The sequence below is a fragment of the Phenylobacterium sp. genome (genome assembly GCF_030645195.1).
Classification (GTDB): domain Bacteria; phylum Pseudomonadota; class Alphaproteobacteria; order Caulobacterales; family Caulobacteraceae; genus Phenylobacterium.
Genome location: NZ_JAUSLW010000198.1, coordinates 94,829 through 115,192, shown reverse-complemented (window position 1 = coordinate 115,192; position 20,364 = coordinate 94,829). Strand labels below are relative to the sequence as shown.

Genomic DNA, 20,364 nt, shown 5'->3' with positions numbered 1-20,364 from the left:
ACCTAGGCGGGCCTTCCGAGCACCCGCCAGCCGATATCGCTGCGGTGGAAACCGCCGGGCAGATCGATCTTCGCCACCGCCGCATAGGCGCGGTCGCGGGCCGCCTGCAGGGTGGGGGCGCGGGCGCAGACATTGAGCACCCGGCCGCCGCTGGCCCTCAAGGTCCCATCGGCGTCTCGGGCGGTTCCGGCATGGAACACCACCACATCCGGTCCGAAGTCCTGCTCGGCCCCGGTGATCACCGCCCCAGTCTTCGGCGCGTCCGGATAGCCCTCGGCGGCGATGACCACGCAGATGGCGGCGTCGTCGCGCCAGACCGGCGCCGGCATTTGGTCCAGGGTCCCGGTGGCGCAGGCTAGCAGGTAGGGGACCAGATCGCTCTCCAGGCGCAGCATCAGCACCTGGCATTCGGGGTCGCCGAAGCGGACGTTGAACTCCACCAGCTTGGGGCCGTCAGCCGTGGCCATCAGCTCCACGAACAGCACCCCGCGATAGGGCGCGCCCTCAGCCGCGATGCCTGCGAAGGCGCGCTCGGCCAGGCGGACGCGGGTCTGCTCCATCAGTTGCGGCGTGAAGACCGGGGCCGGGGAATAGGTGCCCATGCCGCCGGTGTTGGGGCCTTGCTCGCCGTCATAGGCCCGCTTGTGGTCCTGGGCCCCGCCGAACAGGATCGAGGTCTTGCCGTCGCAGAGCGCGAACAGCGAGCCGATCTCGCCCACCAGGAACTCCTCGATCACCACCCGCACGCCGGCCGTGCCGAACCGGCCGCCCAGGGTGTCGTCGATGGCGGCATGCGCGGTCGCGAGGTCCTCAGCGATGACCACACCCTTGCCGGCGGCCAGGCCGTCGGCCTTGATCACATAGGGCGGCTTGAAGCCGGAGAGCGCCGCCTTGGCGGCGGGCGCGTCCTCGAACACCCCATAGGCCGAGGTCGGCAGGTCATGGCGGTCGCAGAAGGCCTTGGTGAAGGCCTTCGAGCTCTCCAGCTGCCCGGCGAAGGCCGTCGGTCCGAAGCAGGGGATGGAAACCTCGGCCAGGGCGTCGGCCAGGCCCGCCTCGACGGCGACCTCGGGCCCGATCACCACCAGGTCGGCGGCGATCTCCCGGGCGAGCGCCACCAGGGCCGGCACGTCGGTGGGCTTGAGGGCCCGAAGTTCGCCGAGCGCCGCCATGCCGGGATTGCCCGGCGCGATCACCAGGCGGCGGGTGAGCGGCGAGGCCGCGATCTTCCAGGCCAGGGCGTGTTCGCGCCCGCCCGAACCGACGAGGAGAATGTTCATGGTCCGCGCTTTCGCCCGTCAGGCCCGGGCGGTCAAGCCGCCAGCCCGGCACAAGCTCGTGCCGCGCGCCGAGATCGCGCCCCTGGCATAGGCGCCGCGGGCGAGGATGGGGTTGTCGTCCCTCCCGCCCTTGTGGTCTTACGGGCCCTAAGCCCGGCCAGGGCGAATTCGGAGGATGATCGGTCTTGATCAAGCTTGATGATTTTCTCGCCCACGACGCGGTCGATCCGCGCCTGACCGCACTGATCGGCTCGGTGGTCGAGGCCTGCGGCCAGATCAGCGCCCTGGTGCGCCGCGGCGCGGCCGGCGAGATCCTGGGCGCCCTGGAAAGCCAGAACGTCCAGGGTGAGGTGCAGAAGAAGCTGGACGTCATCTCCAACGAGATTCTGCTGCAGCGGTGCGCCGAGGCCCCAGGCCTCGTGGCCATGGCCTCGGAGGAGATGGACGACATCTATCCGGTGCGCGAGGTCGGTCCGGAGGGGGGCTACCTGCTGCTGTTCGATCCCCTGGACGGGTCGAGCAATATCGATGTGAACGTCTCCATCGGCACCATCTTCTCCATCCTGCCAGCCCCGCGCGCGGAAAGCCCGAGGCCGGCGGCCACGGCCGACTTCATGCAGAGCGGCCGCAACCAGGTCGCCGCCGGCTATGTGGTCTATGGGCCTCAGACGACCCTGGTCCTGAGCCTGGGAAACGGGGTCCGCGCCTTCACCCTGGACCCGCTGAACGACGAGTGGGTCCCCACCGCGCATGCGATCACCATCCCGCACGAGACCAAGGAATACGCTATCAACGCCTCGAACCTGCGCCATTGGGCCCCGCCCGTGCGCGGCTATGTCGAGGCCTGCCTGGCCGGCGAAGAAGGGCCGCGGGGCAAGAACTACAACATGCGCTGGATCGCCTCCATGGTGGCCGACGTCCACCGCATCATGGTGCGCGGCGGGGTGTTCCTCTATCCGTGGGACGCCCGCGAGCCCGACCGGGCCGGCAAGCTGCGGTTGATGTACGAGGCCAACCCCATGTCAATGCTGGTGGAGCAGGCCGGGGGCGCGGCCTTCGACGGCCAGGGGCACATCCTGGACGCCGAGGTCACCTCCCTGCACCAGCGCATCTCGGTGATGCTGGGGTCGCGCGCCGAGGTGGAGCACCTGATGGCGCTGCACGCCGAGGCGACAGGGGTCTGAAGACGCCGGCTACGCCCCTCCGGGTCTAGAGCATTTTCCGATAAGTGTGAAACGGTTATCGGATCGAAAAATGCTCTAACCTTTTGAATTAGAGCCCTTTTTATCCGATCTGATTGAAGCGATCAGATCGGAAAGGGCTCTAGGCGTCCATGTCCAGGGAATAGCCCGCCGAGCGCACGGTGCGGATCGGATCGGCCTCGCTCTCCTGGCGGTTCAGCGCCTTGCGCAGTCGGCCGATATGGACGTCCACCGTGCGGGCCTCGACATAGACGTCGGAGCCCCAGACGGCGTCCAGCAGCTGCTCGCGGGAGAAGACCCGGCCCGGATGCTGCATCAGGTAGTCCAGCAGCCGGAACTCGGTGGGGCCAAGATGGACCTCGGACCCGGCGCGCTTCACCCGGTGGGCGACGCGGTCGATCACCAGGTCGCCGATATGCACCCGATCCTCGGCCAGGCCCGGCCGGATGCGGCGCAGCACCGCGCGGATGCGGGCCGACAGCTCGCTCATGGCGAAGGGCTTGATGACATAGTCGTCGGCGCCGGTGTCGAGACCGCGGATGCGGTCGCTCTCCTCGCCGCGGGCCGTCAGCATGATGATCGGCACGTTGCGGCTCTCGGTGCGCTGGCGCAGCCGGCGGCAGACCTCGATGCCCGAGACCTTGGGCAGCATCCAGTCCAGCACGATCAGGTCGGGCAGGCGTTCGCTGACCAGGGTCAGGGCTTCCTCGCCGTCGGCGGCCACGACCACGTCATAACCTTCCTTCTCAAGGTTGTATTGCAGGAGGGTGGACAGCGCGTCCTCGTCCTCCACCACCAGGATGTTGGGGATCATGATCAGGCGTCCCGCAGCAGGTCGTCGGTCTTGGGCCGGGCCGAGCCTATGGTCTCGGCGCCGGTGATCTCGTAGTGGATGATCTCGGCGATGTTGGTGGCGTGGTCGCCGATCCGCTCCAGGTTCTTGGCCACGAACAGCATGTGGGCGCAGGCGGTGATCGTGCGCGGATCGCCCATCATGTAGGTCAGAAGCTCGCGGAACAGGCTATTGTAGTGTTCGTCCACCTCGTCGTCGCGGGACCAGACGGCGAGCGCCCGGTCGAGGTCGGAGCCGGTATAGGCGTCCAGCACATCCTTCAGCCGGCCCAGGACCAGCTTGCCCATCCGCTCGATGGAGCGGGTCAGCGGGCTCATCGGCTCGGCCTCGGTGAGCACCAGGGTGCGCTTGGCGATGTTCTTGGCCAGGTCGCCGCAGCGTTCCAGGTTCATGGCGATCTTCATGGCCGCCACGGTCTTACGCAGGTCGTTGGCCATGGGCTGGCGCAGGGCGATCAGCCGGATGGCCTTGCGCTCGATGTCGGCCTCCAGCACGTCCAGCCGCTCGTCGCGGCCGACGATGGCCTCGGCCAGGGCCTGGTCGCGCTTGACCACCGCCTCGATGCTGTCGCCCACCTGGGCCTCGGTGAGGCCGCCCATCCGCGCGCATTCGGCGGTGAGCGTGTTCAGCTCGTCTTCGTAGGATTTGACGATGTGCTCGTTCATGGTCGTCTAGCCCCTAACCGAACCGGCCGGTGATGTAGTCCTGGGTGCGGCTGTCCCGCGGGTTGGTGAAGATCTCGCCGGTGGGACCGGCCTCCACCAGCTTGCCCAGGTGGAAGAAGGCGGTCTTCTGCGACACCCGCGCGGCCTGGGCCATGGAGTGGGTGACGATGACGATGCAGTACTGGTTGCGCAGCTCGTCGATGAGCTCCTCGATCCGCGCCGTGGCGATGGGGTCCAGGGCCGAGCAGGGCTCGTCCATCAGGATCACCTCCGGGGAGACGGCGATGGCGCGGGCGATCACCAGGCGCTGCTGCTGGCCACCCGACAGGCCGGTCCCGGGCTGGTGCAGCCGGTCGGCCACCTCGCCCCAGAGGCCCGCCTTCTTCAGGGCGGTCTGCACCAGGGCCTCCAGCTCGGCCTTGCTGCTGGTCAGCCCGTGGATGCGGGCCCCGTAGGCGACGTTTTCGAAGATGGTCTTGGGGAAGGGGTTGGGCTTCTGGAACACCATGCCGACCCGGGCGCGCAGGATCACCGGGTCGATGGAACGGTCATTGACGTCCTCGCCGTCCAGCTCGATCCGCCCGCGCACCGTCGCGCCGGGGATGGTGTCGTTCATCCGGTTGATGCAGCGCAGGAAGGTGGACTTGCCGCAGCCGGAGGGCCCGATCAGGGCGGTCACGGACTTTTCCGGAACGTCCAGGGAGACGTCGAACAGGGCCTGCTTGTCGCCGTAGAAGACGTTGACGTCGCGGGCGCGGATCTTGATGCCCGTGCTGGTTCCGTTGGCGTGGGCGCGGTCCACGGCGATGTGGACGGGCGCGGCCGCTTGGGCCTGGCTGTCGTCGCGCTGGCTGGGCATGGGGGACCTTGAGGTTTGACGCGGGGTCATCGGACTACCACCGGCGTTCGAAGCGGCGGCGAAGCAGGATCGCGGCCAGGTTCATGACGATCATGAAGGCGAGGAGGACCAGGATCGCCGCGGCGGTGCGCTCGTGGAAGGCGCGCTCCGAGGCGTTTTCCCAGATGAAGACCTGGACCGGCAGGGTGGTGGCGGCCCCGGTGAAACCCTCGGGCACGCCGGGGACGAAGGAGATCATGCCAATCATCAGCAGGGGGGCGGTCTCCCCCAGCGCGTGGGCCAGAGACAGGATCGCCCCGGTCATGACGCCGGGCATGGCCAGCGGCAGGACGTGGTGGAACACGGTCTGGGTGCGCGACGCGCCGACGCCGAGGGCCGCCTCGCGGATCGAGGGCGGCACCGCCTTCAGGGCCGAGCGGGTGGCGATGATCACTGTCGGCAGGGCCATCAGGGCCAGGACCAGCCCGCCCACCAGGGGCGAGGACCGCGGCACGTGCAGCCAGTTGATGAACACCGCCAGGCCCAGCAGGCCGTAGACGATGGAGGGCACGGCGGCGAGGTTGTTGATGTTGACCTCGATGAGGTCGGTCCACCGGTTCTTGGGCGCGAACTCCTCCAGATAGGTTGCCGCCAGCACCCCGATGGGCACCGCCAGGACCGCGGTCACCAGCAGCATCATGGCCGAGCCCACCACCGCGCCCAGGACGCCGGCCTGCTCGGGCTCGGTGGAGTCGGACTTGGTGAGGAAGCCGAAATTGAAGCCCTTGGACACCGCCCCGGAGGCCTGCATCCTGTCGAGCCAGGTCAGCTGCCGGTTGTCGAGCTTGCGCTCCTCCTCCGGCGTCGAGCGCTTCAGCTCGCCCTTGTAGTAGAGGGCGGCGTCGGCCTTGACCGGGCCGGTCACCTTGACGGTCTTGCCGATCAGGGTCGGGTCGGCCTTGACCATCTTCAGCAGCTGGAAGCCGAAGTCGTTGGAGATGATGTCCATCATCTTCCCCGACGTCTCGCCGAACTCGTCGTCCTTCTCCCCCAGGCGGGCCAGCATCTGGTCGGCCACCAGCAGGTCGAAATTGGCGCCGCCGATGTCGGAGCGATCGACCTTGGCCGGATCGACATAGATCGACTGGGTGATCTGGTAGTCGATGAAGGTGGAATAGCCCTGCAGGGCGATGCGGCCCACCAGAAGCACCAGGAAACCCAGCGCCAGGGTGATGGCCAGCTGGCCATAGAGGCGGAAGCGCCGCTCTTGGGCGTAGCGCTTCTTCAGGCGCGTCTCCAGCCCCTGGCGGAAGGCGGCCTTGTCCGTGGGGAGGGCGGCGTCAGTCATACTGTTCCCGGTATTTCTGCACGATGCGCAGGGCGATCACGTTCAGGATGAAGGTCACCACGAAGAGGGTGAGCCCCAGTCCGAAGGCCGAGAGCGTCTTGGGACTGTCGAACTCCTGATCGCCGGTCAGCAGGGTGACGATCTGCACCGTCACCGTGGTCACGGTGTCCAGGGGGTTGAGGGTGGTCTTGGCCTGCAGGCCGGCGGCCATGGTGACGATCATGGTCTCGCCGATGGCCCGCGAGACCGCCAGCAGCATGGCGGCCATGATCCCGGGCAGGGCCGCGGGCAGGACCACCTTCTTCACCGTCTCCGAGCGGGTGGCGCCCATGGCCAGGCTGCCGTCGCGCAGGGACTGGGGCACGGCGTTCATGATGTCGTCGGAGAGCGAGGAGACGAAGGGGATCAGCATGATCCCCATCACCGCGCCGGCCACCAGGGCCATCTGGTTCTGAACCTGGCTGAGATAGACACCCAGGCCGTCCAGGGGGCCGCCGATCATCAGGCGGCCCAGGCTGTTGAAGCCCTCGCGGAAGATCGGACCCACGGTCAGGGCGGCGAAGAAGCCGTAGACCACGGTCGGCACCCCGGCCAGGATCTCTAGCAGCGGCTTGACCACGCCCCGGGTCAGGGGCCGGGCGTATTCCGACAGATAGATCGCCGAGAACAGGCCGATGGGCGCGGCCACGATCATGGCGATCAGCATGATCAGGAAGGTGCCCACGAAGAGGGGCACGGCCCCGAAGGCGCCCTTGGTGGCGTACTGGTCGCTGCGCATGGCGATCTGCGGGTCCCAGTCGGTCCCCAGCAGGAAGTCGATGGGCGACACCGACTGGAAGAAGCGCCAGCTCTCCCAGACCAGGGAGGCGACGATGCCCACCGTGGTCAGGATAGCGGTGACGGCGCAGGCGATGAACAGCACCGCGATCCAGCCCTCCACCCGATTGCGGGCGCGGAAACTGGGGCTAATGCGCGGATAGGCCAGCGCCAGACCCGCGAGGCCGAGGACCGCCCCGGCCGCCAGGGCGCCGTAACGGATCAGCTGCTCCAGGCGCTTGGCCTGCTGGGCCTTGGCCTCCAGCGCGACCCTCAGGTCGCCGTCATAGGCCGTCTCGCTGGCCTGGCCGCCGTGGGCCAGGGCGCGGGCGTCGTCGAAGAACACGTCCTGCATCTGGCCCTGCAGGGCCGCAACGGCGGGGGGGATGTCGGCCCGCAGCAGGGCGGCTTCCATCCGGCCGCCAAACATGGCCGCGGCCAGCACCACCAGGGCCGCCGGCAGGCCCGCCCACAGGGCGACATAGCTCCCGTGGTAGCCCGGCAGGGAATGGAGGGCGCCCTTCTGTCCGCGGACCAGGGCCTGGGCCTTGCGGCGACCGAAGGCGTAGGTCGCGCCGGAGAACAGGAAGAGCGCCAGAAGGGCGATCCAGGTGAGCATCGGGGCTCCAGAGCCAGAACAACTTGCCCGACGGTGGTCCGCCTGACGCCGCGCGGAACCTGCCCGCGCAATGCTGTCGGCTTACGACACTTCTACGACGGTTTTGTAACAACGTCTTCGATGGGTGGCTCCGGCATGGCCAAGGCGGCCGCCGAAAGCGGGAAATAGGCGCTGAAGGTCGTCCCCTCCCCCTCGACGCTTTCCACCGCCAGGCCGCCGCGGTGACGGTTCATGATGTGCTTGACGATGGCCAGGCCCAGGCCGGTGCCGGACCGCTCACCGCTCTTCTGGCCCTCGACACGATAGAACCGCTCGGTCAGCCGCGGCAAATGTTCACGCTTGAGGCCAACCCCGGAGTCGGACACCCGCAAAGCGGCATAGAGATCATGCCCATGATCCGGGGTCAGCAGGGACAGCCGCGCGGCTTGGGGCCGCAGGGGCGCCGCGGCGGCGTCGGCCGTCAGGGCCGACTGCAGGACGATGGTCACGGCCCCGCCCTTGGGCGAGTACTTCAGCGCATTGTCCACCAGGTTCTGCACCACCTGGACGATCTGGTCGCGGTCCCCGGCCACCACCACCTCGCCCCGGGGCGGCAGGCAGGGCGCCAAGGTCACGCCGCGCTCGCGGGCCAGGGGCCCCAGGGCGTCGACCACATCCATCACCGCCAAGGTCAGGTCGGTCTCGCCCTGGGGGGCGATGTGCTCGTTGAGCTCGATGCGGGAAAGCGAGAGCAGATCGTCGATCAGGCGCGCCATCCGCTCGGCTTGGGTCTGCATGATGGTCAGGAACTTCTCCCGTGCGCCCTCGTCGGTGCGGGCATGGCCGCGCAGGGTCTCGATGAAGCCGCTGAGGGAGGCGAGTGGCGTGCGCAGCTCGTGGCTGGCGTTGGCCAGGAAGTCGGCGCGGGTTTGCTCGGCCCGCCGGATGTCGGTCTCGTCGCGCAACACCAGAAGGGCCAGGCGGGAGCCGTCGGGCGCCTGGCCGAGCGGCTTGGCGAAGGCCTTCAGCACCCGAGCCTGGGCCCCGCCGGGCTCATAGACCGCCTGGCTGTCGAGACCCCCGAACAGGGCCTCGTCCACCGCCTCCAGCACCTGGGGATCGCGAATCGCCGTAACCAGGAGGCCAGCGTCGTGCTGGATCCTCAGCAGGTCGCGGGCGGCTTGATTGACCACCACGAAACGCCGCCCCGTGAGGTCATCGGGTTCATGCGCTGCGATCACCAGCACCGGGTCGGGCAGGGCGTTGATGATGCTGACATAGGGCGGCGCGTTCTCGTGGGGCGGCCGGGCCGGAACCTGCGGCGCCTGGGTCGCGTCCTGCGCGAGCTGCCCGGCCCGCCAAGCGACCGCCAGGACCAGGATCGCCACGATCAGGGCCATCCAGGCCGCGGCGTCGCTCTGATCGCCCCTTCCCGCGGAGACCACCAGCAAGGCCAGGACACCCAGACCGCCGGCGATCAGCGCCGGGCCCGAGAGCCGGAGCCATCGGCGCGGCGGCGTCTGCGACAAGGCGAATCTCCGAAACTGCAATATCCGAGCAGACTCCAGACTTATGACACCGACATGACAACCGCCCAAGCTTGGCGGCCCTGTCAGGAAATCTGCGGCCACTTCAAATCAATCTCTATTTATCCAATGGGATTTGCCGGGTCTTTACGGACCTGAGTTTTGGAAACTCCAACAATCGAGGGGCTAGAGGCCAAATGGCTTGGAAATCGAAACTGCTGGCGGGGGTCGCGGGCCTCTTCCTGGCGTGGCCCGGGCTGGCCGCGGCCGATCCGGCGACCGACGCCAAGATCGCGGCGCTTGAGGCGCAGCTCGCCCTGCTCCAGGCCCAGATCGCCGACCTGAAGGTCTCGACGGGGGCCAGCATCGCGGCCCTGCGCACCGACGCCACCACCACCTCGGCCACCATCGCGGGCGGCAAGCCGACCATCGCCACCTCCAACGGCCGCTTCTCGGCCACCCTGCACGGGGTGATGCAGCTCGACACCGCCAAGTACGACCAGGAGGACCGCCTGCCGGCCGCCGTCACCGTCCGCGACCTGTCCGGCGGCGCCAACTTCCGCCGCGCCCGCATCGGGGTCGACGGCAAGGTGTTCGGCAATTTCGACTACAACATCCTCTTCGACTTCGGCGGCAGCGGCGCGGAGGACTCCGGCCGGGTGCAGGAATTGTGGCTCCAGTATTCGGGCCTCAAGCCCCTGCGGTTCCGGGTCGGAGCCTTCGCCCCGCCGCTCGGCCTCGAGGACGCGGCGTCGACCAACGGGGCGCTGTTCCCCGAGCGTCCGGCCGCCGCCGACATCGCTCGCGGCCTGGCCGGCGGCGACACCCGCATCGGCGCGGGCGTGATCGGTAACGGCGACCACTGGTTCGCCTCGGCCATCGCCACCGGGCCCCTGGTCCAGAGCCTGAACTCCGGCGCCACGGCCTTCAACGCCCCGATCTTCGACGAGCAGCAGGGCTACGCCCTGCGCCTCGCCGGCACGCCGCTCCATGGCTTCGACTGGCTGGTGCATGTGGGCGCCAACGCCAGCATCGTGGCCCAGCCCACCGACCTGGGCGCGGCGGCCGCCACCCGCTACACCCTGCAACTGCGCGAACGTCCCGAACTGCGGGTCGACGGCACGCGGCTGATCGACACCGGCCAGATCGACGCCAGGGGCGCTCAGGCCTATGGCCTTGAACTGGCCGCCCAGACGCAGAACCTGTTCGTCCAGGGCGAGTACTTCGACATCTCCGTCGACCGCCGCAACCCGGCGGCCGGCGCCTCGGACCCAAGCTTCAAAGGCTGGTACGTCGAGGGCGGCTGGGTCCTGACCGGCGAACGGCGCAAGTACAACATCACCACCGCGGCCTTCGACGCGCCCAGCGTCGACAAGCCCTTCGACCCGGCCAACGGCCAATGGGGCGCCTGGGAGCTGGCCGCCCGCTACTCCACCATCGACCTCAACTATGCGGAGAACAGCCTCGTCGCCGCCGACCGTGTGCGCGGTGGCCAGCAGCACATCTGGACGGTCGGAGTGAACTGGTTCCCCAACCCCGCCGTCAAGTTCATGCTCGACTACTACAACGTCAGTGTGGACCGGAAGAACACCGCCGGCCTGGCCATCGGCCAGGACTACCGCGCCCTCAACCTGCGCTCGCAACTGGCCTTCTAACCCGAGTAGCCCGAGCCCCAAACCCAAGGATCTCGATCCATGCGTGACTTCGGCACGCCGGCCCGCCGGCGTCGCAACTCAACTTGCGTGACCGATTGCCGCGGCGCTGACGAGGACCCGCGCCATGACCATCCCCCACCTGTCGCTCACCGATCTCGTGGGAACCCTGGCGGCCCTCTGCTCGATGGCCAGCTTCGTGCCCCAGATCGCCGAGATCTGGCGGGAGAAGGACGCCGCCTCGGTCTCCCTGCGGATGTACGTGGTGACCGTCACCGGCTTTATTCTGTGGACGGCCTACGGCGTCCTGATCGAGAGCGGCCGGTGGCCGCCTCCAACATCGTCTGCCTGGCGCTGTCGGCGGCGATCCTGGCCCTGAAATGGCGATTCAGCGGAAAGCCCGGCTGAGCCGCTGACCGGTTGGCGCCGCGACCGTCGCACTCTAGATTACCGCCAACCGCGGGCGCGACGACGAGCCCGCACACCACAACCCCCAATCGCGGCCGAAGGCGCCTCGGATTCCCGAGCCCTCACGCGTGACAGGACGCCGCGATGTCAATGGAACGGTTCGCCCAGGCCGAAGCCGCCCTCAAGGCCGGGAACCGGGACGAAGGCATCCGCCTCACCGCCGAGGAACTGACCCGCGAACCCGACGCCCCGGTGCGGGTCTATCAGAACTTCACGGCCCTGCTCATCCGCCAGAAGCTCTACGACCAGGCCCAGCACTGGGCCGAGATCGCCACCAGCCGCTATCCCCGCGACTACGACCTGTGGAACATCCTGGGCGTCGCCCTGCGGCGCCTGAACCGCTACCCCGAGGCCCTGAAGGCCCTGGATCGCGCGGTGAAGCTCAATCCCAAGAGCATGACCGCCCACATCAATCGCGGGAACATCTTCAACGACATGAAGAACGGTCCGGCGGCGATCGAGGTCTTCACCCGCATCCTCCGCCAGGGCCCCACCAACGCCGAGCACCAGCGCTCCCTCGGCCGCGCCTTCTGGAACGCCGGCGACCTGGAAAAGGCCGAGATGCGCTTCAACCTCGCGGTCAAGCTCAAGCCCGACTATGTCGACGCCTGGCTGGACCTGACCTCACTGACCGCCGATGTGAAGAGCGCGGCCGAGACCCTGCCGGTCCTCGACCGGGCCGTGGCGGCGCTCGTCGACAGCCACCGCATGCGCGAGGCCAAGGCCGTGATGCTGCGCCGCGCCGGCCGCAACAAGGATTCCGAGGACTATCTCCTCAGCCTGCTGACCGAGCTGGGGGACCAGGGCTGGATCCACTACCAGCTCGGCATGACTCTGGCCGACTTCGACCGGGTGCGGACCAACGCCTACCTGGAGAAGGCCCACGAGCTGGAACCGGACAACGCCGAGTTCCAGATGGCCCTGGCCGAGAGCTATTCCCGGACGCGGCACGGCGACGAGGCGCAGCACCTTGAGCGCGCCTACCAGCTTCTGAAGCCGGTGATCGGCAAGGCGGGCGACGGCGCGGGGCCGGTGAAGGTGGCCAGCGACATCTTCGTCCGGGTCGCCGACTACGACGCCGCCGACGCCCTGGGGGACTTCCAGCACCTGGGCCGGCTGTGGGCCTCAAACGGCCGCCACACCGCCCTGCTCTCCCACCTGGCCCGCGTGCGCACGCCCGAAGACCGCCGGGAGCTCCTGCATCAGCACCGCATATGGGGCGAACTGATCGAGACCGCCGTGGCCCGCCGCCCGATCACCCACCCGGCCCCGCGCCAGCCCAACGGCAAGATCCGCGTGGGCTTCATGTCCTCGGACCTGCGGGCGCACCCGGTGGCCTATTTCTCCCTGCCGCTGTTCGAGCACTACGATCGGGCGCGGTTCGAGGTCTATTGCTACTCCTACTATACGGGCCAGGAAGACCCGACCCAGAAGCGGATCGCCGGGATGGTGGAGGGCTTCCGCTGGAACCCCGACATCGGAGACCGCGACGCCGCCCAGCTGATCGCCGACGACCAGCTGGACATGCTGATCGAGCTGGGGGGCTCGACCCACATGAACAAGCTCACGGTGATGGCCTACAAGCCGGCGCCCCTGCAGGCGAGCTGGCTGGGCTATCCTCACTCGGCGGGCCTGAAGGCCATCGACTACCTCATCGTCGATCCCTTCATGCTGCCCGAGCACGACGGCCTGCTGATCGAAAAGCCCCTGGTCCTGCCGCACGGCTGGTTCGCCCTGTCGGCCGGCGCCTTCAACGAGCGTGTGGCGGTGCAGAACCCGGCCCCGGTGGCGCGCAACGGCTACGTCACCTTCGGCACGGCCAACAATCCCTACAAGTACAGCCGCGACCTGGTGCGGACGTGGGCCAAGATTCTCGCCAGGGTCCCCAATTCGAAGTTCATGTTCGTGCGGCCGGAGGGCGGCTCGGAGAGCTTCCGCGAGAACCTCTTGGCGATCTTCGCGGAGGAAGGCGTCAGCGCCGACCGCCTGCGGTTCGAGGCCGTCCGCGGCGCCCACCTGCCCTTCTACAACGAAATGGACATCTCCCTGGACACCTTCCCCCAGACGGGCGGCACCACCACCTGCGAGAGCCTCTGGATGGGGACGCCGGTGGTCACCCTGGTGGGCGAGACCCTGTTCGAGCGGCTCAGCTATTCCAGCCTGATGAACGGCGACCTGCCCGAGCTCTGCGCCCGCGACGTCGACGGCTATATCGCCGCGGCGGTGACCCTGGCGGAGAATCCCGACCGCATCATCGAGCTGCGGGCCGGCCTGCGCGAGCGGATGCGAAACAGCCCCATCGGCCAGACCACCCAGTTCGCCCACGACTTCTTCGACCTCATCGAGAAGGCCGTCACGGGCAAGGCCTAAGCCAGCGCGGTGAGCAGGCCCCGGGCCTCGACCTCGCGGTAGTAGTCGACATAGGCGTCCCAGAACCCGGTCTCGTCCCAGGGCCGGGTGAGGGTCGGCTCGGTGTTGGCCACCAGATAGGGTTCGGGGAAGTCGGTCTGGGCCAGGCGCTCCACCGCACACTCGCGCCCGAGCCGGACGCTGGCCTCGCCGGCCACCCGCAGGGCGAAGTCGCCCTGGGCGCCGACATAGCCCGCCGGCCGGCAGACCCGGTCCAGCTTCGGGGTCTGCAGCATCTCGGCGACCAGCTCGGCATAGGCCCGCGCCAGCAGGACCACGGGGATATTGTCGCGCACATAGTCCGGGGTTCGAACCACGCCGGCCTTGCCCGCGAACCAGGCCTGGAACAGGGACCAGACCAGCCGCCCCTCCTCCAGCGGGCCGAAGGGGCCGTTGATCATGAAGCGGCCGAAGGCCAGGCCCCGCCACAGGGCCAGGTGGCGGAAGCCGTCATTGGTGAGCTTCTTCGACAGGCCGTAGGGCGAGACCGCCAGGCCGCCCGCGGCGTCTTCGAAGCCGGTGCCCGTGGCGATGATCCCGCGCACGCCCGCCTTGGCGGCGGCCTCGAACACCGGTCCCGCGCCGCCCAGATTGCGGGTCACGCCGGCGGCCACGTCATAGTCGGCGTTGCGGTAGCCGGGGATGTCGGCGGCGTGGTGAGCCAGGATGTCCAATGGCCCCGCCGTCTTCAGCAGGTCGAGGAAGGCCGGGGACCCGAAAGGCGTCTCGAAGGTCACCTCGGCGACGGCCTTGAGCCGCGCGACCCGGTCCAGGCGCAGGCCGGCATAGTCGCCCTGCGCGCGCTTCAGGGGGGCGATCACCTGGTGCCCGGCCTCGTTCAGGGCCTGGGCGATCCAGACCCCGGTGAAGGAGGTCGCCCCGGTGAGCAGGATCCTGGCCATCCCTAGGCTCCGTGGTCGGGATAGGCGGCGTCGCGCTGCGAGATCACCACGGGCTGGGCCGGCCAGTCGATACCGAAGGCCGGGTCGTTCCAGCGGACGCCGCGGCCGTGGCCGGGCTCGAACATGCGGTCGATCTGGTAGAGGACGTCGGTCTCGGCCTCCAGGGTGATGAAGCCGTGGGCCATGCCGGCCCCGATCAGCAGGGCCCGGCCATTGTCGGCCGAGAGCTCGGCTCCGGTCCATTTCAGATAGGTGGGACTGTCGGGGCGCAGGTCCACGGCCACGTCGAAGATCCGCCCACGCGTCGCCCGCACCAGCTTCACCTCGGCCCGGGGCGGCGCCTCGTAGTGCAGGCCGCGCAGGGTGAAGGCGGCGGTGTTGCGCGACAGGCTGGTCTGGGCCGGAACGAAGGGATGACCCGCCGCGGCGAATTCGTCGGGGCAGTGCAGCCGGGCGAAGGACCCGCGCTCGTCCGTGGACGGTTCGAGATCCACCACCGTCACCCCGTCGATGGCCGTGCCCGAAAACCGCATCAGCTGATGACCTTCGTCTCCGGCGAGGCGGTGACGAAGCGGCCGCCCCAGTCGGCGATGTGGGCCAGTTGGCCCGTGATCTCGTCCTTCAGGTTCCAGGGCAGGATCAGCAGGTAGTCCGGCTTGATCTCGTCCACCTTGGCCGGCGCGTAGATCGGGATGTGGCTGCCCGGCATATAGTGATCCTGCTTGTGCGGATTGGCGTCGAACACCGCCACGATGTCGTCGGTCCCCACGCCCGCATAGTTCAGGAAGGTGTTGCCCTTGGCCGCGGCGCCATAGGCCGCCACCCGCTTGCCCTGCGCCTTCGCCTTGGCCAGGAAGGCCAGGAAGTCGGCGCGCACCGCCTCGGCCCGGGCGGTGAAGCCCTGATAGCCCGACAGCTTGTCCAGGTTCGCGGCCTGCTCGCGGGCGCGCAGGTCCCTCAAGCCCTGGGTCTCCTGATGGCTGGACGCCTCATGGGCGCAGAACAGCCGCAGCGACCCGCCGTGGGTCGGCAGCAGCTCCACGTCGAAGGGACGCAGGCCGTTGGCCCGCAGCACCCGCTCCACCGCCAGCAGGGACAGGTAGGAATAGTGCTCGTGATAGATGGTGTCGAACTGCACCAGCTCGATGAGGTTGAGCAGGTGCGGGAACTCGAAGGTCAGCACCCCCTGCGGCTTCAGCACGTGCTGGAAGCCGGCCACGAAGTCGCCGATGTCGGGCACGTGGGCCAGCACGTTGTTGCCGGCCATCAGGTCGGCGGCGATCCCGCGCGCCTTCAGGGCGCGGCCGGTGGCGTCGTTGAAGAACGAGACCTCGGTGGGGATGCCGCGCTCGCGGACCGCCACCTCGGCGGTGTTGGCCGTCGGCTCGATCCCCAGGACCGGAATGCCCATGGCCTTGAAGTGCTGCAGCAGGTAGCCGTCGTTGGAGGCCACCTCCACCACCAGGGACTGGGGCCCCAGGCCAAATCGCTTGGCCATGGCTTCCGCGTAACGCTTGGCGTGGGCCACCCAGCTGGCGGAATAGGCGGAGAAATAGGCGTAGCCCTCGTCGAAGATGTCGTCGGCCGCCACCGGGTCGTCGGCCTGGACCAGGAAGCAACTGCCGCAGACGCGGGTGTGCAGCGGATAGGACTTCTCGGTCCCTGCCTCAAGCTGGGCCTTGGTCAGATAGCTGTTGGCCAGGGGCTGGCTTCCCAGGTCGATGAAGTCCTGGGTCAGCGGCGCACGGCAGAAGCGGCAGGTGGGAGCAGTCATCAAAGGCCTTCGTAACGCGAGATCTGGTCCCGGCACAGGGTGAGGGCGTCGCCGCCGTCGGCCTGCAGGCGATACCAGTCCATGGTCCATTCGACGGCCACCGGTGCGTCGAGGCGGCTCTCGAAGCCCAGCACCCGCTTGGCGAGGCTGGCGTCGATGCCCAGCGACCGGGCTTCCAGGGAATTGGGGTCGGGTTCGTGGCGCCAGGGCTTGGCGCCCAGGGCCTTGACCGCGGTGGTGGCCAGCTCGCCCACCGTCACCTCGGGCCCGCCAGGGCGAGGGCCGAAATTCAGGGCGCGGGGCGCGGCGGGATCGGTGGCCAGGCGCTCAAGATAGGTCAGGTAGCCGGCCACGCAGTCCAGCACATGCTGCCAGGGTCGGGTGGCCTCCGGATGGCGCAGCACCGTCACCCCCTGGGCCTGACCGGCGCGGACGATGTCGGCGACGATCCGGTCGCGGGAATAGTCGCCGCCGCCGATGACATTGCCGCCCCGGGCCGTGGCCACGGGCACGCCGGCCTTGTCGAAGAAGCTGCGGGCGAAGCTCTGGGTGACGATCTCGGCCGCCGCCTTGGAAGCCGAATAGGGGTCCTTGCCCCCCAGGGCGTCGGTCTCGGAGAAGGCCCGGCCGGTCTCGGCGTTGGCGTAGACCTTGTCCGACGTGATCACCAGGACGGCCTTCAGGGCGGCCTGACCGCGCAGGGTCTGCAGCAGGTGGGCGGTGCCCAGGATGTTGGAGGCGAAGGTGGCCACCGGATCCTCGATGGAGGCCCGCACGATCGGCTGGGCGGCCATGTGCAGCACCAGATCGAACTCGCGGCCCTTCAGCGCCGCCTCGACGGCGGCCTGGTCGCGCAGGTCGGCGATCTTCGACTCGATCAGGGCCCCGACGCCCGCCTGGTCGAACAGGGCGGGCGTCTGGTCGGGGGCGAGCGCCAGGCCGGTGACCCTGGCGCCGAGCGCTGTCAGCCAGATCGCCGCCCACGAGCCCTTGAAGCCGGTGTGGCCGGTGAGCAGGACGCGCTTGCCCGACCAGAAGGCGGGATCGGGTCGGCTCATTTCCAGACGTGCCAGGGCGCTTTGCCCGAGGCCCACAGGGCCTCCAGTTGATTCTTGTCGCGCAGGGTGTCCATGGCCGCCCAGAAGCCCTCGTGGCGCCAGGCCATCAGCTCGCCGTCGGCGGCCAGGCCCTCCAGCGGCGCGGACTCGAACGGGATCTCGTCTCCGGCGATGCGGCTGACCACCTCGGGCTGCAGGACGAAGAAGCCGCCATTGATCAGCCCGTTGTCGCCGGGCGGCTTCTCGATGAACCGCTCCACCGCGCCATTGACGATGTCGAGCGCGCCATAGCGGCCGGGGGGCGAGACCGCCGTCACCGTAGACTGCTTGCCGTGCGCCTTGTGGAAGGCCGCCAGGGCCGCAAGATCCACGTCGGCCACCCCGTCGCCATAGGTGAAGAAGAAGGACTCGCCCGGCGTCAGGTACTTGGCCACTCGCTTCAGGCGCCCGCCGGTCATGGTCTCCGGGCCCGTCTCCACCAGGGTGACCTTCCAGGGTTCGTGATTGGTGGCGTGGTATTCCATCGAGCCATTGGCCAGGTCGACGGTGAAGTCGGCGTTGTGGAGCACGTAGTTGGAGAAGTACTCCTTGATCACGTAGCCCTTGTAGCCAAGGCAGATGATGAACTCGTTGAAGCCGTAGTGGGAGAACAGCTTCATGATGTGCCAGAGGATGGGCCGGCCGCCGATCTCGATCATCGGCTTGGGCTTCAGGTGGCTTTCCTCGGAGATGCGGGTTCCCAGCCCGCCGCACAGGATGACGGCCTTCATCGGCCGCTCGCGGGGGCTTTGCCGGCATGCGCGGCGGTGTCGATCTTGGCGGTCAAGGCTCTGAAACCCGTTCTAGCGTGGCGCCGCGCGGGGCCCGTCGAGGGCCGGCGGCGCAGTCCCCTTCCTATTATCGCGTGTCGTCGCGCGCATGAAGTCGTATCCACGCCAAGCGTAGGTCGGGGCCGCCCCGCCTCGCGCGCAGGGTGAGCCCAGAGGAACCATGCCCCTCGTCGACTTCATCATCGCCGGTGTGCAGAAGGCCGGGACGACGGCCCTGTTCGATCACCTGGGCGACGTCCCGGGAATCTCGCTCTCGACCATCAAGGAGGTCCACTTCTTCGACGACGAGACCGTCGACTGGAGAAACCCCGACTATGGCGCCTACCACGCCCAGTTCGCGCCGGGCCCAGGCGCCGTGGTCGGCGAGGCCACCCCCATCTATCTCTATTGGCCGCGGAGCCTGGAGCGGATCGCGGCCTACAATCCGGCCATGCGCCTGATCGTCATGCTGCGCGATCCCGTCGAGCGGGCCTGGTCCCACTGGCGGATGGAGACCTCCCGCGGCGCCGAGCGCGAGCCCTTCGGCTGGTGCGTCCGCCAGGGCCGCCAACGGCTGTTCGACAGCCAGCCCTGGGGCCATCACCGGGAATACTCCTATGTGGAGCGCGGCTTCTACGGCGAGCAGTTCGCGCGCCTCTACGCCCTCTTTCCCCGTGACCAGATCCTGGCTCTGAAGGCCGAGGACCTGCGCGCCGATCCCAACCGGGTGCTGGGAGAGGTCTGCGCTTTCCTGGGCGCACCCCCGCCGCCGCCCACCAGCCCCCGCGCCATCCATGTCGGCCAGGAGATGGCGGGGCTGGAGCCCGCCGATGTCGACCACCTGCGCGGCGTCTACGCCGCCGATCTCGCCCGGCTGCAGGCCCTGACCGGGATCGGCTTCTGACGCGTCACAGTTCCGTCCCAGCAGACCCCCAGGATCGCGGCTTCAGGGAGCCATACCGATGACTGTCAACCGTTACGCCGCCCTGGCCCTCCTGGCCCTGATTACCGGCTGCGGTCCCGGCACGCCGGCGGCCACCGCGCCCAAACCCGCCCCGGCTCCGGCGGCGCCGGTGTCGGCCATCGTCCCGCCGCCGGCCGACGCCCCGCGCCTGGCCCTGCCCATCGCCTGCGCCATAGGCGTCGACTGCGCGGTGCAGAACTACCTGGATCGCGACCCTGGCCCCGGGGTCCAGGACTACCGCTGCGGGGGCCAGACCTATGAGGCCCACGGCGGGATCGACTTCCGCATCCCCAACATGGCCGCCCAGCGCGCCGGCGTCCTGGTGCTCGCCGCCGCCCCGGGTCTGGTCGCCCGCCTACGCGACGGGGTGGAGGACATCTCGGTGCGGACCGCCGGCGTCGATGTCGCCAACCGCGAGTGCGGCAACGGGGTGGTGGTCGACCACGGGAACGGCTGGGAGACCCAGTACTGCCACCTGGCCCGGGGCAGCATCGTCGTGAAGACCGGCGATAGGGTCGAGGCCGGCCGCCCCCTCGCCAAGGTCGGCCTCTCGGGCAATACCGAGTATCCCCACCTCCACCTCACCGTGCGCCACGACGGGGTGACCATCGACCCCTTCGCGCCGACCCCAGGCGCGGCCTGCGACCCGGGCGCCGCCCCGGGATCGAGCCTGTGGGATCCCGCCACCGCCCGGAAACTGGCCTATCAGCAGGGTGCGGTGCTCAATATCGGCTTCGCCGCCGCCCCGGTCTCCGGGCAGGCCGTGGAGGCTGGGGGGATCGCCGCGCCCACGGCCGACAGCCCGATGCTCATCGCCTACGTGCGCGCCATCAAGCTAGGGGGCGGAGATATCCAGAACGTGACCCTGACCGACCCGGCCGGCCAGATCCTGGCCCAGTCGCAGTTACCGCCCCTGGATCGCGACAAGGCCCAATACCTAGTCTATGTGGGCAAGAAACGCCCCGCTGCGGGGTGGCCGAAGGGTCGTTATACCTTGCTCTATACTGTCGTCCGGCGCGGTGCTGTTGTGGTGGAACGCCAGGAGCGCCTGACCTTTTAGGCGAGTGATTCGGCCTCGGATGCGCGGCCAAGCCGCCGCCGGCCGCGCCTCCTCGCGAACTGTTGATTTCGCCTGCAGCGGGATTTTCTTTTTTCCGCCGTTGAATTGGATTACAGTTTTTTGTCAGCCGAGCTCTCCAAGG

The 20,364-nt window shown here is 68.8% G+C and carries 18 protein-coding genes; 6 read left to right on the top strand and 12 right to left on the bottom strand.

The window, feature by feature from the left end; all coding sequences use genetic code 11:
• Positions 1-2: 2 nt before the first annotated feature.
• Entirely contained in the window at positions 3-1,280 is a 1,278-nt protein-coding gene (gene purD / locus Q7T09_RS17460) for a phosphoribosylamine--glycine ligase (protein ID WP_304701438.1), read from the bottom strand.
• Positions 1,281-1,465: 185 nt separating this feature from the next.
• Here purD and Q7T09_RS17455 point away from each other — a divergent pair, with 185 nt between their 5' ends.
• Positions 1,466-2,464, top strand: coding sequence for a class 1 fructose-bisphosphatase (locus Q7T09_RS17455; protein WP_304701436.1), 999 nt, complete (start codon positions 1,466-1,468; stop codon positions 2,462-2,464).
• Between the two features lie 139 nt (positions 2,465-2,603).
• On the opposite strand, the gene phoB is transcribed toward Q7T09_RS17455, so the two are convergent.
• The 6 genes from phoB to Q7T09_RS17425 form a co-directional block, all read right to left on the bottom strand.
• On the bottom strand, positions 2,604-3,296 hold the full coding sequence (gene phoB / locus Q7T09_RS17450; RefSeq protein WP_304701435.1) for a phosphate regulon transcriptional regulator PhoB: 693 nt from the start codon (positions 3,294-3,296) through the stop codon (positions 2,604-2,606).
• A gap of 2 nt (positions 3,297-3,298) precedes the next feature.
• Positions 3,299-4,000, bottom strand: coding sequence for a phosphate signaling complex protein PhoU (phoU, locus tag Q7T09_RS17445; protein ID WP_304701434.1), 702 nt, complete (start codon positions 3,998-4,000; stop codon positions 3,299-3,301).
• Positions 4,001-4,013: 13 nt separating this feature from the next.
• The gene (gene pstB, locus Q7T09_RS17440) at positions 4,014-4,859 is read right to left on the bottom strand and encodes a phosphate ABC transporter ATP-binding protein PstB (RefSeq protein ID WP_304701433.1); all 846 of its coding nucleotides are present in this window, start codon (positions 4,857-4,859) and stop codon (positions 4,014-4,016) included.
• A 34-nt stretch (positions 4,860-4,893) separates the two neighbouring features.
• Positions 4,894-6,186: a phosphate ABC transporter permease PstA gene (gene pstA, locus Q7T09_RS17435; protein ID WP_304701432.1), complete on the bottom strand. Its 1,293-nt coding sequence runs from the start codon at positions 6,184-6,186 to the stop codon at positions 4,894-4,896.
• The gene (gene pstC / locus Q7T09_RS17430) at positions 6,179-7,621 is read right to left on the bottom strand and encodes a phosphate ABC transporter permease subunit PstC (protein ID WP_304701431.1); all 1,443 of its coding nucleotides are present in this window, start codon (positions 7,619-7,621) and stop codon (positions 6,179-6,181) included. Before pstC ends, pstA begins: the two co-directional genes overlap by 8 nt.
• 92 nt (positions 7,622-7,713) lie before the next feature.
• Entirely contained in the window at positions 7,714-9,129 is a 1,416-nt protein-coding gene (locus Q7T09_RS17425; RefSeq protein ID WP_304701430.1) for an ATP-binding protein, read from the bottom strand.
• A gap of 194 nt (positions 9,130-9,323) precedes the next feature.
• Here Q7T09_RS17425 and Q7T09_RS17420 point away from each other — a divergent pair, with 194 nt between their 5' ends.
• The 3 genes from Q7T09_RS17420 (at position 9,324) to Q7T09_RS17410 (ending at position 13,616) form a co-directional block, all read left to right on the top strand.
• Positions 9,324-10,781, top strand: a complete 1,458-nt coding sequence (locus Q7T09_RS17420; RefSeq protein ID WP_304701429.1) for an OprO/OprP family phosphate-selective porin — start codon at positions 9,324-9,326, stop codon at positions 10,779-10,781.
• A 124-nt stretch (positions 10,782-10,905) separates the two neighbouring features.
• Positions 10,906-11,157 carry a SemiSWEET family sugar transporter gene (locus Q7T09_RS17415; RefSeq protein WP_370689277.1) on the top strand — a complete coding sequence of 84 codons (252 nt, stop codon included), beginning with the start codon at positions 10,906-10,908 and terminating at the stop codon, positions 11,155-11,157.
• Between the two features lie 173 nt (positions 11,158-11,330).
• Positions 11,331-13,616, top strand: coding sequence for a tetratricopeptide repeat protein (locus tag Q7T09_RS17410; protein WP_304701427.1), 2,286 nt, complete (start codon positions 11,331-11,333; stop codon positions 13,614-13,616).
• On the opposite strand, the gene Q7T09_RS17405 is transcribed toward Q7T09_RS17410, so the two are convergent.
• Genes Q7T09_RS17405 through rfbF form a run of 5 tightly spaced genes read right to left on the bottom strand, consistent with a single transcriptional unit; the run spans position 13,613 to position 18,159 of the window.
• Entirely contained in the window at positions 13,613-14,557 is a 945-nt protein-coding gene (locus Q7T09_RS17405; protein WP_304701426.1) for an NAD(P)-dependent oxidoreductase, read from the bottom strand. The genes Q7T09_RS17410 and Q7T09_RS17405 overlap by 4 nt on opposite strands.
• Before the next feature lie 2 nt (positions 14,558-14,559).
• Complete coding sequence (locus Q7T09_RS17400) at positions 14,560-15,090, bottom strand: dTDP-4-dehydrorhamnose 3,5-epimerase family protein (protein ID WP_304701424.1); 531 nt, start codon at positions 15,088-15,090, stop codon at positions 14,560-14,562.
• Positions 15,090-16,331: a class I SAM-dependent methyltransferase gene (locus Q7T09_RS17395; RefSeq protein WP_304701422.1), complete on the bottom strand. Its 1,242-nt coding sequence runs from the start codon at positions 16,329-16,331 to the stop codon at positions 15,090-15,092. The genes Q7T09_RS17400 and Q7T09_RS17395 overlap by 1 nt, the downstream gene beginning before the upstream one ends.
• The gene (gene rfbG / locus Q7T09_RS17390) at positions 16,331-17,389 is read right to left on the bottom strand and encodes a CDP-glucose 4,6-dehydratase (protein WP_304701420.1); all 1,059 of its coding nucleotides are present in this window, start codon (positions 17,387-17,389) and stop codon (positions 16,331-16,333) included. The genes Q7T09_RS17395 and rfbG overlap by 1 nt, the downstream gene beginning before the upstream one ends.
• Complete coding sequence (rfbF, locus tag Q7T09_RS17385) at positions 17,386-18,159, bottom strand: glucose-1-phosphate cytidylyltransferase (RefSeq protein WP_304701419.1); 774 nt, start codon at positions 18,157-18,159, stop codon at positions 17,386-17,388. Before rfbF ends, rfbG begins: the two co-directional genes overlap by 4 nt.
• Positions 18,160-18,379: 220 nt before the next feature.
• On the opposite strand from rfbF, the gene Q7T09_RS17380 reads away from it, so the two are divergent.
• Positions 18,380-19,102: a sulfotransferase domain-containing protein gene (locus Q7T09_RS17380; protein ID WP_304701417.1), complete on the top strand. Its 723-nt coding sequence runs from the start codon at positions 18,380-18,382 to the stop codon at positions 19,100-19,102.
• Between the two features lie 58 nt (positions 19,103-19,160).
• Positions 19,161-20,222: a M23 family metallopeptidase gene (locus Q7T09_RS17375; RefSeq protein WP_304701415.1), complete on the top strand. Its 1,062-nt coding sequence runs from the start codon at positions 19,161-19,163 to the stop codon at positions 20,220-20,222.
• Positions 20,223-20,364: the final 142 nt, after the last annotated feature.

What these genes read in the sequence shown, in the direction of transcription:
- Q7T09_RS17420 (WP_304701429.1), top strand. Translation starts at nt 9,324, where the DNA reads ATGGCTTGGAAATCGAAACTGCTGGCGGGGGTCGCGGGCCTCTTCCTG.
- Q7T09_RS17380 (WP_304701417.1), top strand. Translation starts at nt 18,380, where the DNA reads ATGCCCCTCGTCGACTTCATCATCGCCGGTGTGCAGAAGGCCGGGACG.
- rfbF (WP_304701419.1), bottom strand. Translation starts at nt 18,159, where the DNA reads ATGAAGGCCGTCATCCTGTGCGGCGGGCTGGGAACCCGCATCTCCGAG.
- phoB (WP_304701435.1), bottom strand. Translation starts at nt 3,296, where the DNA reads ATGATCCCCAACATCCTGGTGGTGGAGGACGAGGACGCGCTGTCCACC.
- phoU (WP_304701434.1), bottom strand. Translation starts at nt 4,000, where the DNA reads ATGAACGAGCACATCGTCAAATCCTACGAAGACGAGCTGAACACGCTC.
- Q7T09_RS17410 (WP_304701427.1), top strand. Translation starts at nt 11,331, where the DNA reads ATGTCAATGGAACGGTTCGCCCAGGCCGAAGCCGCCCTCAAGGCCGGG.
- Q7T09_RS17415 (WP_370689277.1), top strand. Translation starts at nt 10,906, where the DNA reads ATGACCATCCCCCACCTGTCGCTCACCGATCTCGTGGGAACCCTGGCG.
- pstA (WP_304701432.1), bottom strand. Translation starts at nt 6,186, where the DNA reads ATGACTGACGCCGCCCTCCCCACGGACAAGGCCGCCTTCCGCCAGGGG.
- Q7T09_RS17395 (WP_304701422.1), bottom strand. Translation starts at nt 16,331, where the DNA reads ATGACTGCTCCCACCTGCCGCTTCTGCCGTGCGCCGCTGACCCAGGAC.
- pstB (WP_304701433.1), bottom strand. Translation starts at nt 4,859, where the DNA reads ATGCCCAGCCAGCGCGACGACAGCCAGGCCCAAGCGGCCGCGCCCGTC.
- rfbG (WP_304701420.1), bottom strand. Translation starts at nt 17,389, where the DNA reads ATGAGCCGACCCGATCCCGCCTTCTGGTCGGGCAAGCGCGTCCTGCTC.
- pstC (WP_304701431.1), bottom strand. Translation starts at nt 7,621, where the DNA reads ATGCTCACCTGGATCGCCCTTCTGGCGCTCTTCCTGTTCTCCGGCGCG.
- Q7T09_RS17375 (WP_304701415.1), top strand. Translation starts at nt 19,161, where the DNA reads ATGACTGTCAACCGTTACGCCGCCCTGGCCCTCCTGGCCCTGATTACC.
- purD (WP_304701438.1), bottom strand. Translation starts at nt 1,280, where the DNA reads ATGAACATTCTCCTCGTCGGTTCGGGCGGGCGCGAACACGCCCTGGCC.
- Q7T09_RS17405 (WP_304701426.1), bottom strand. Translation starts at nt 14,557, where the DNA reads ATGGCCAGGATCCTGCTCACCGGGGCGACCTCCTTCACCGGGGTCTGG.
- Q7T09_RS17400 (WP_304701424.1), bottom strand. Translation starts at nt 15,090, where the DNA reads ATGCGGTTTTCGGGCACGGCCATCGACGGGGTGACGGTGGTGGATCTC.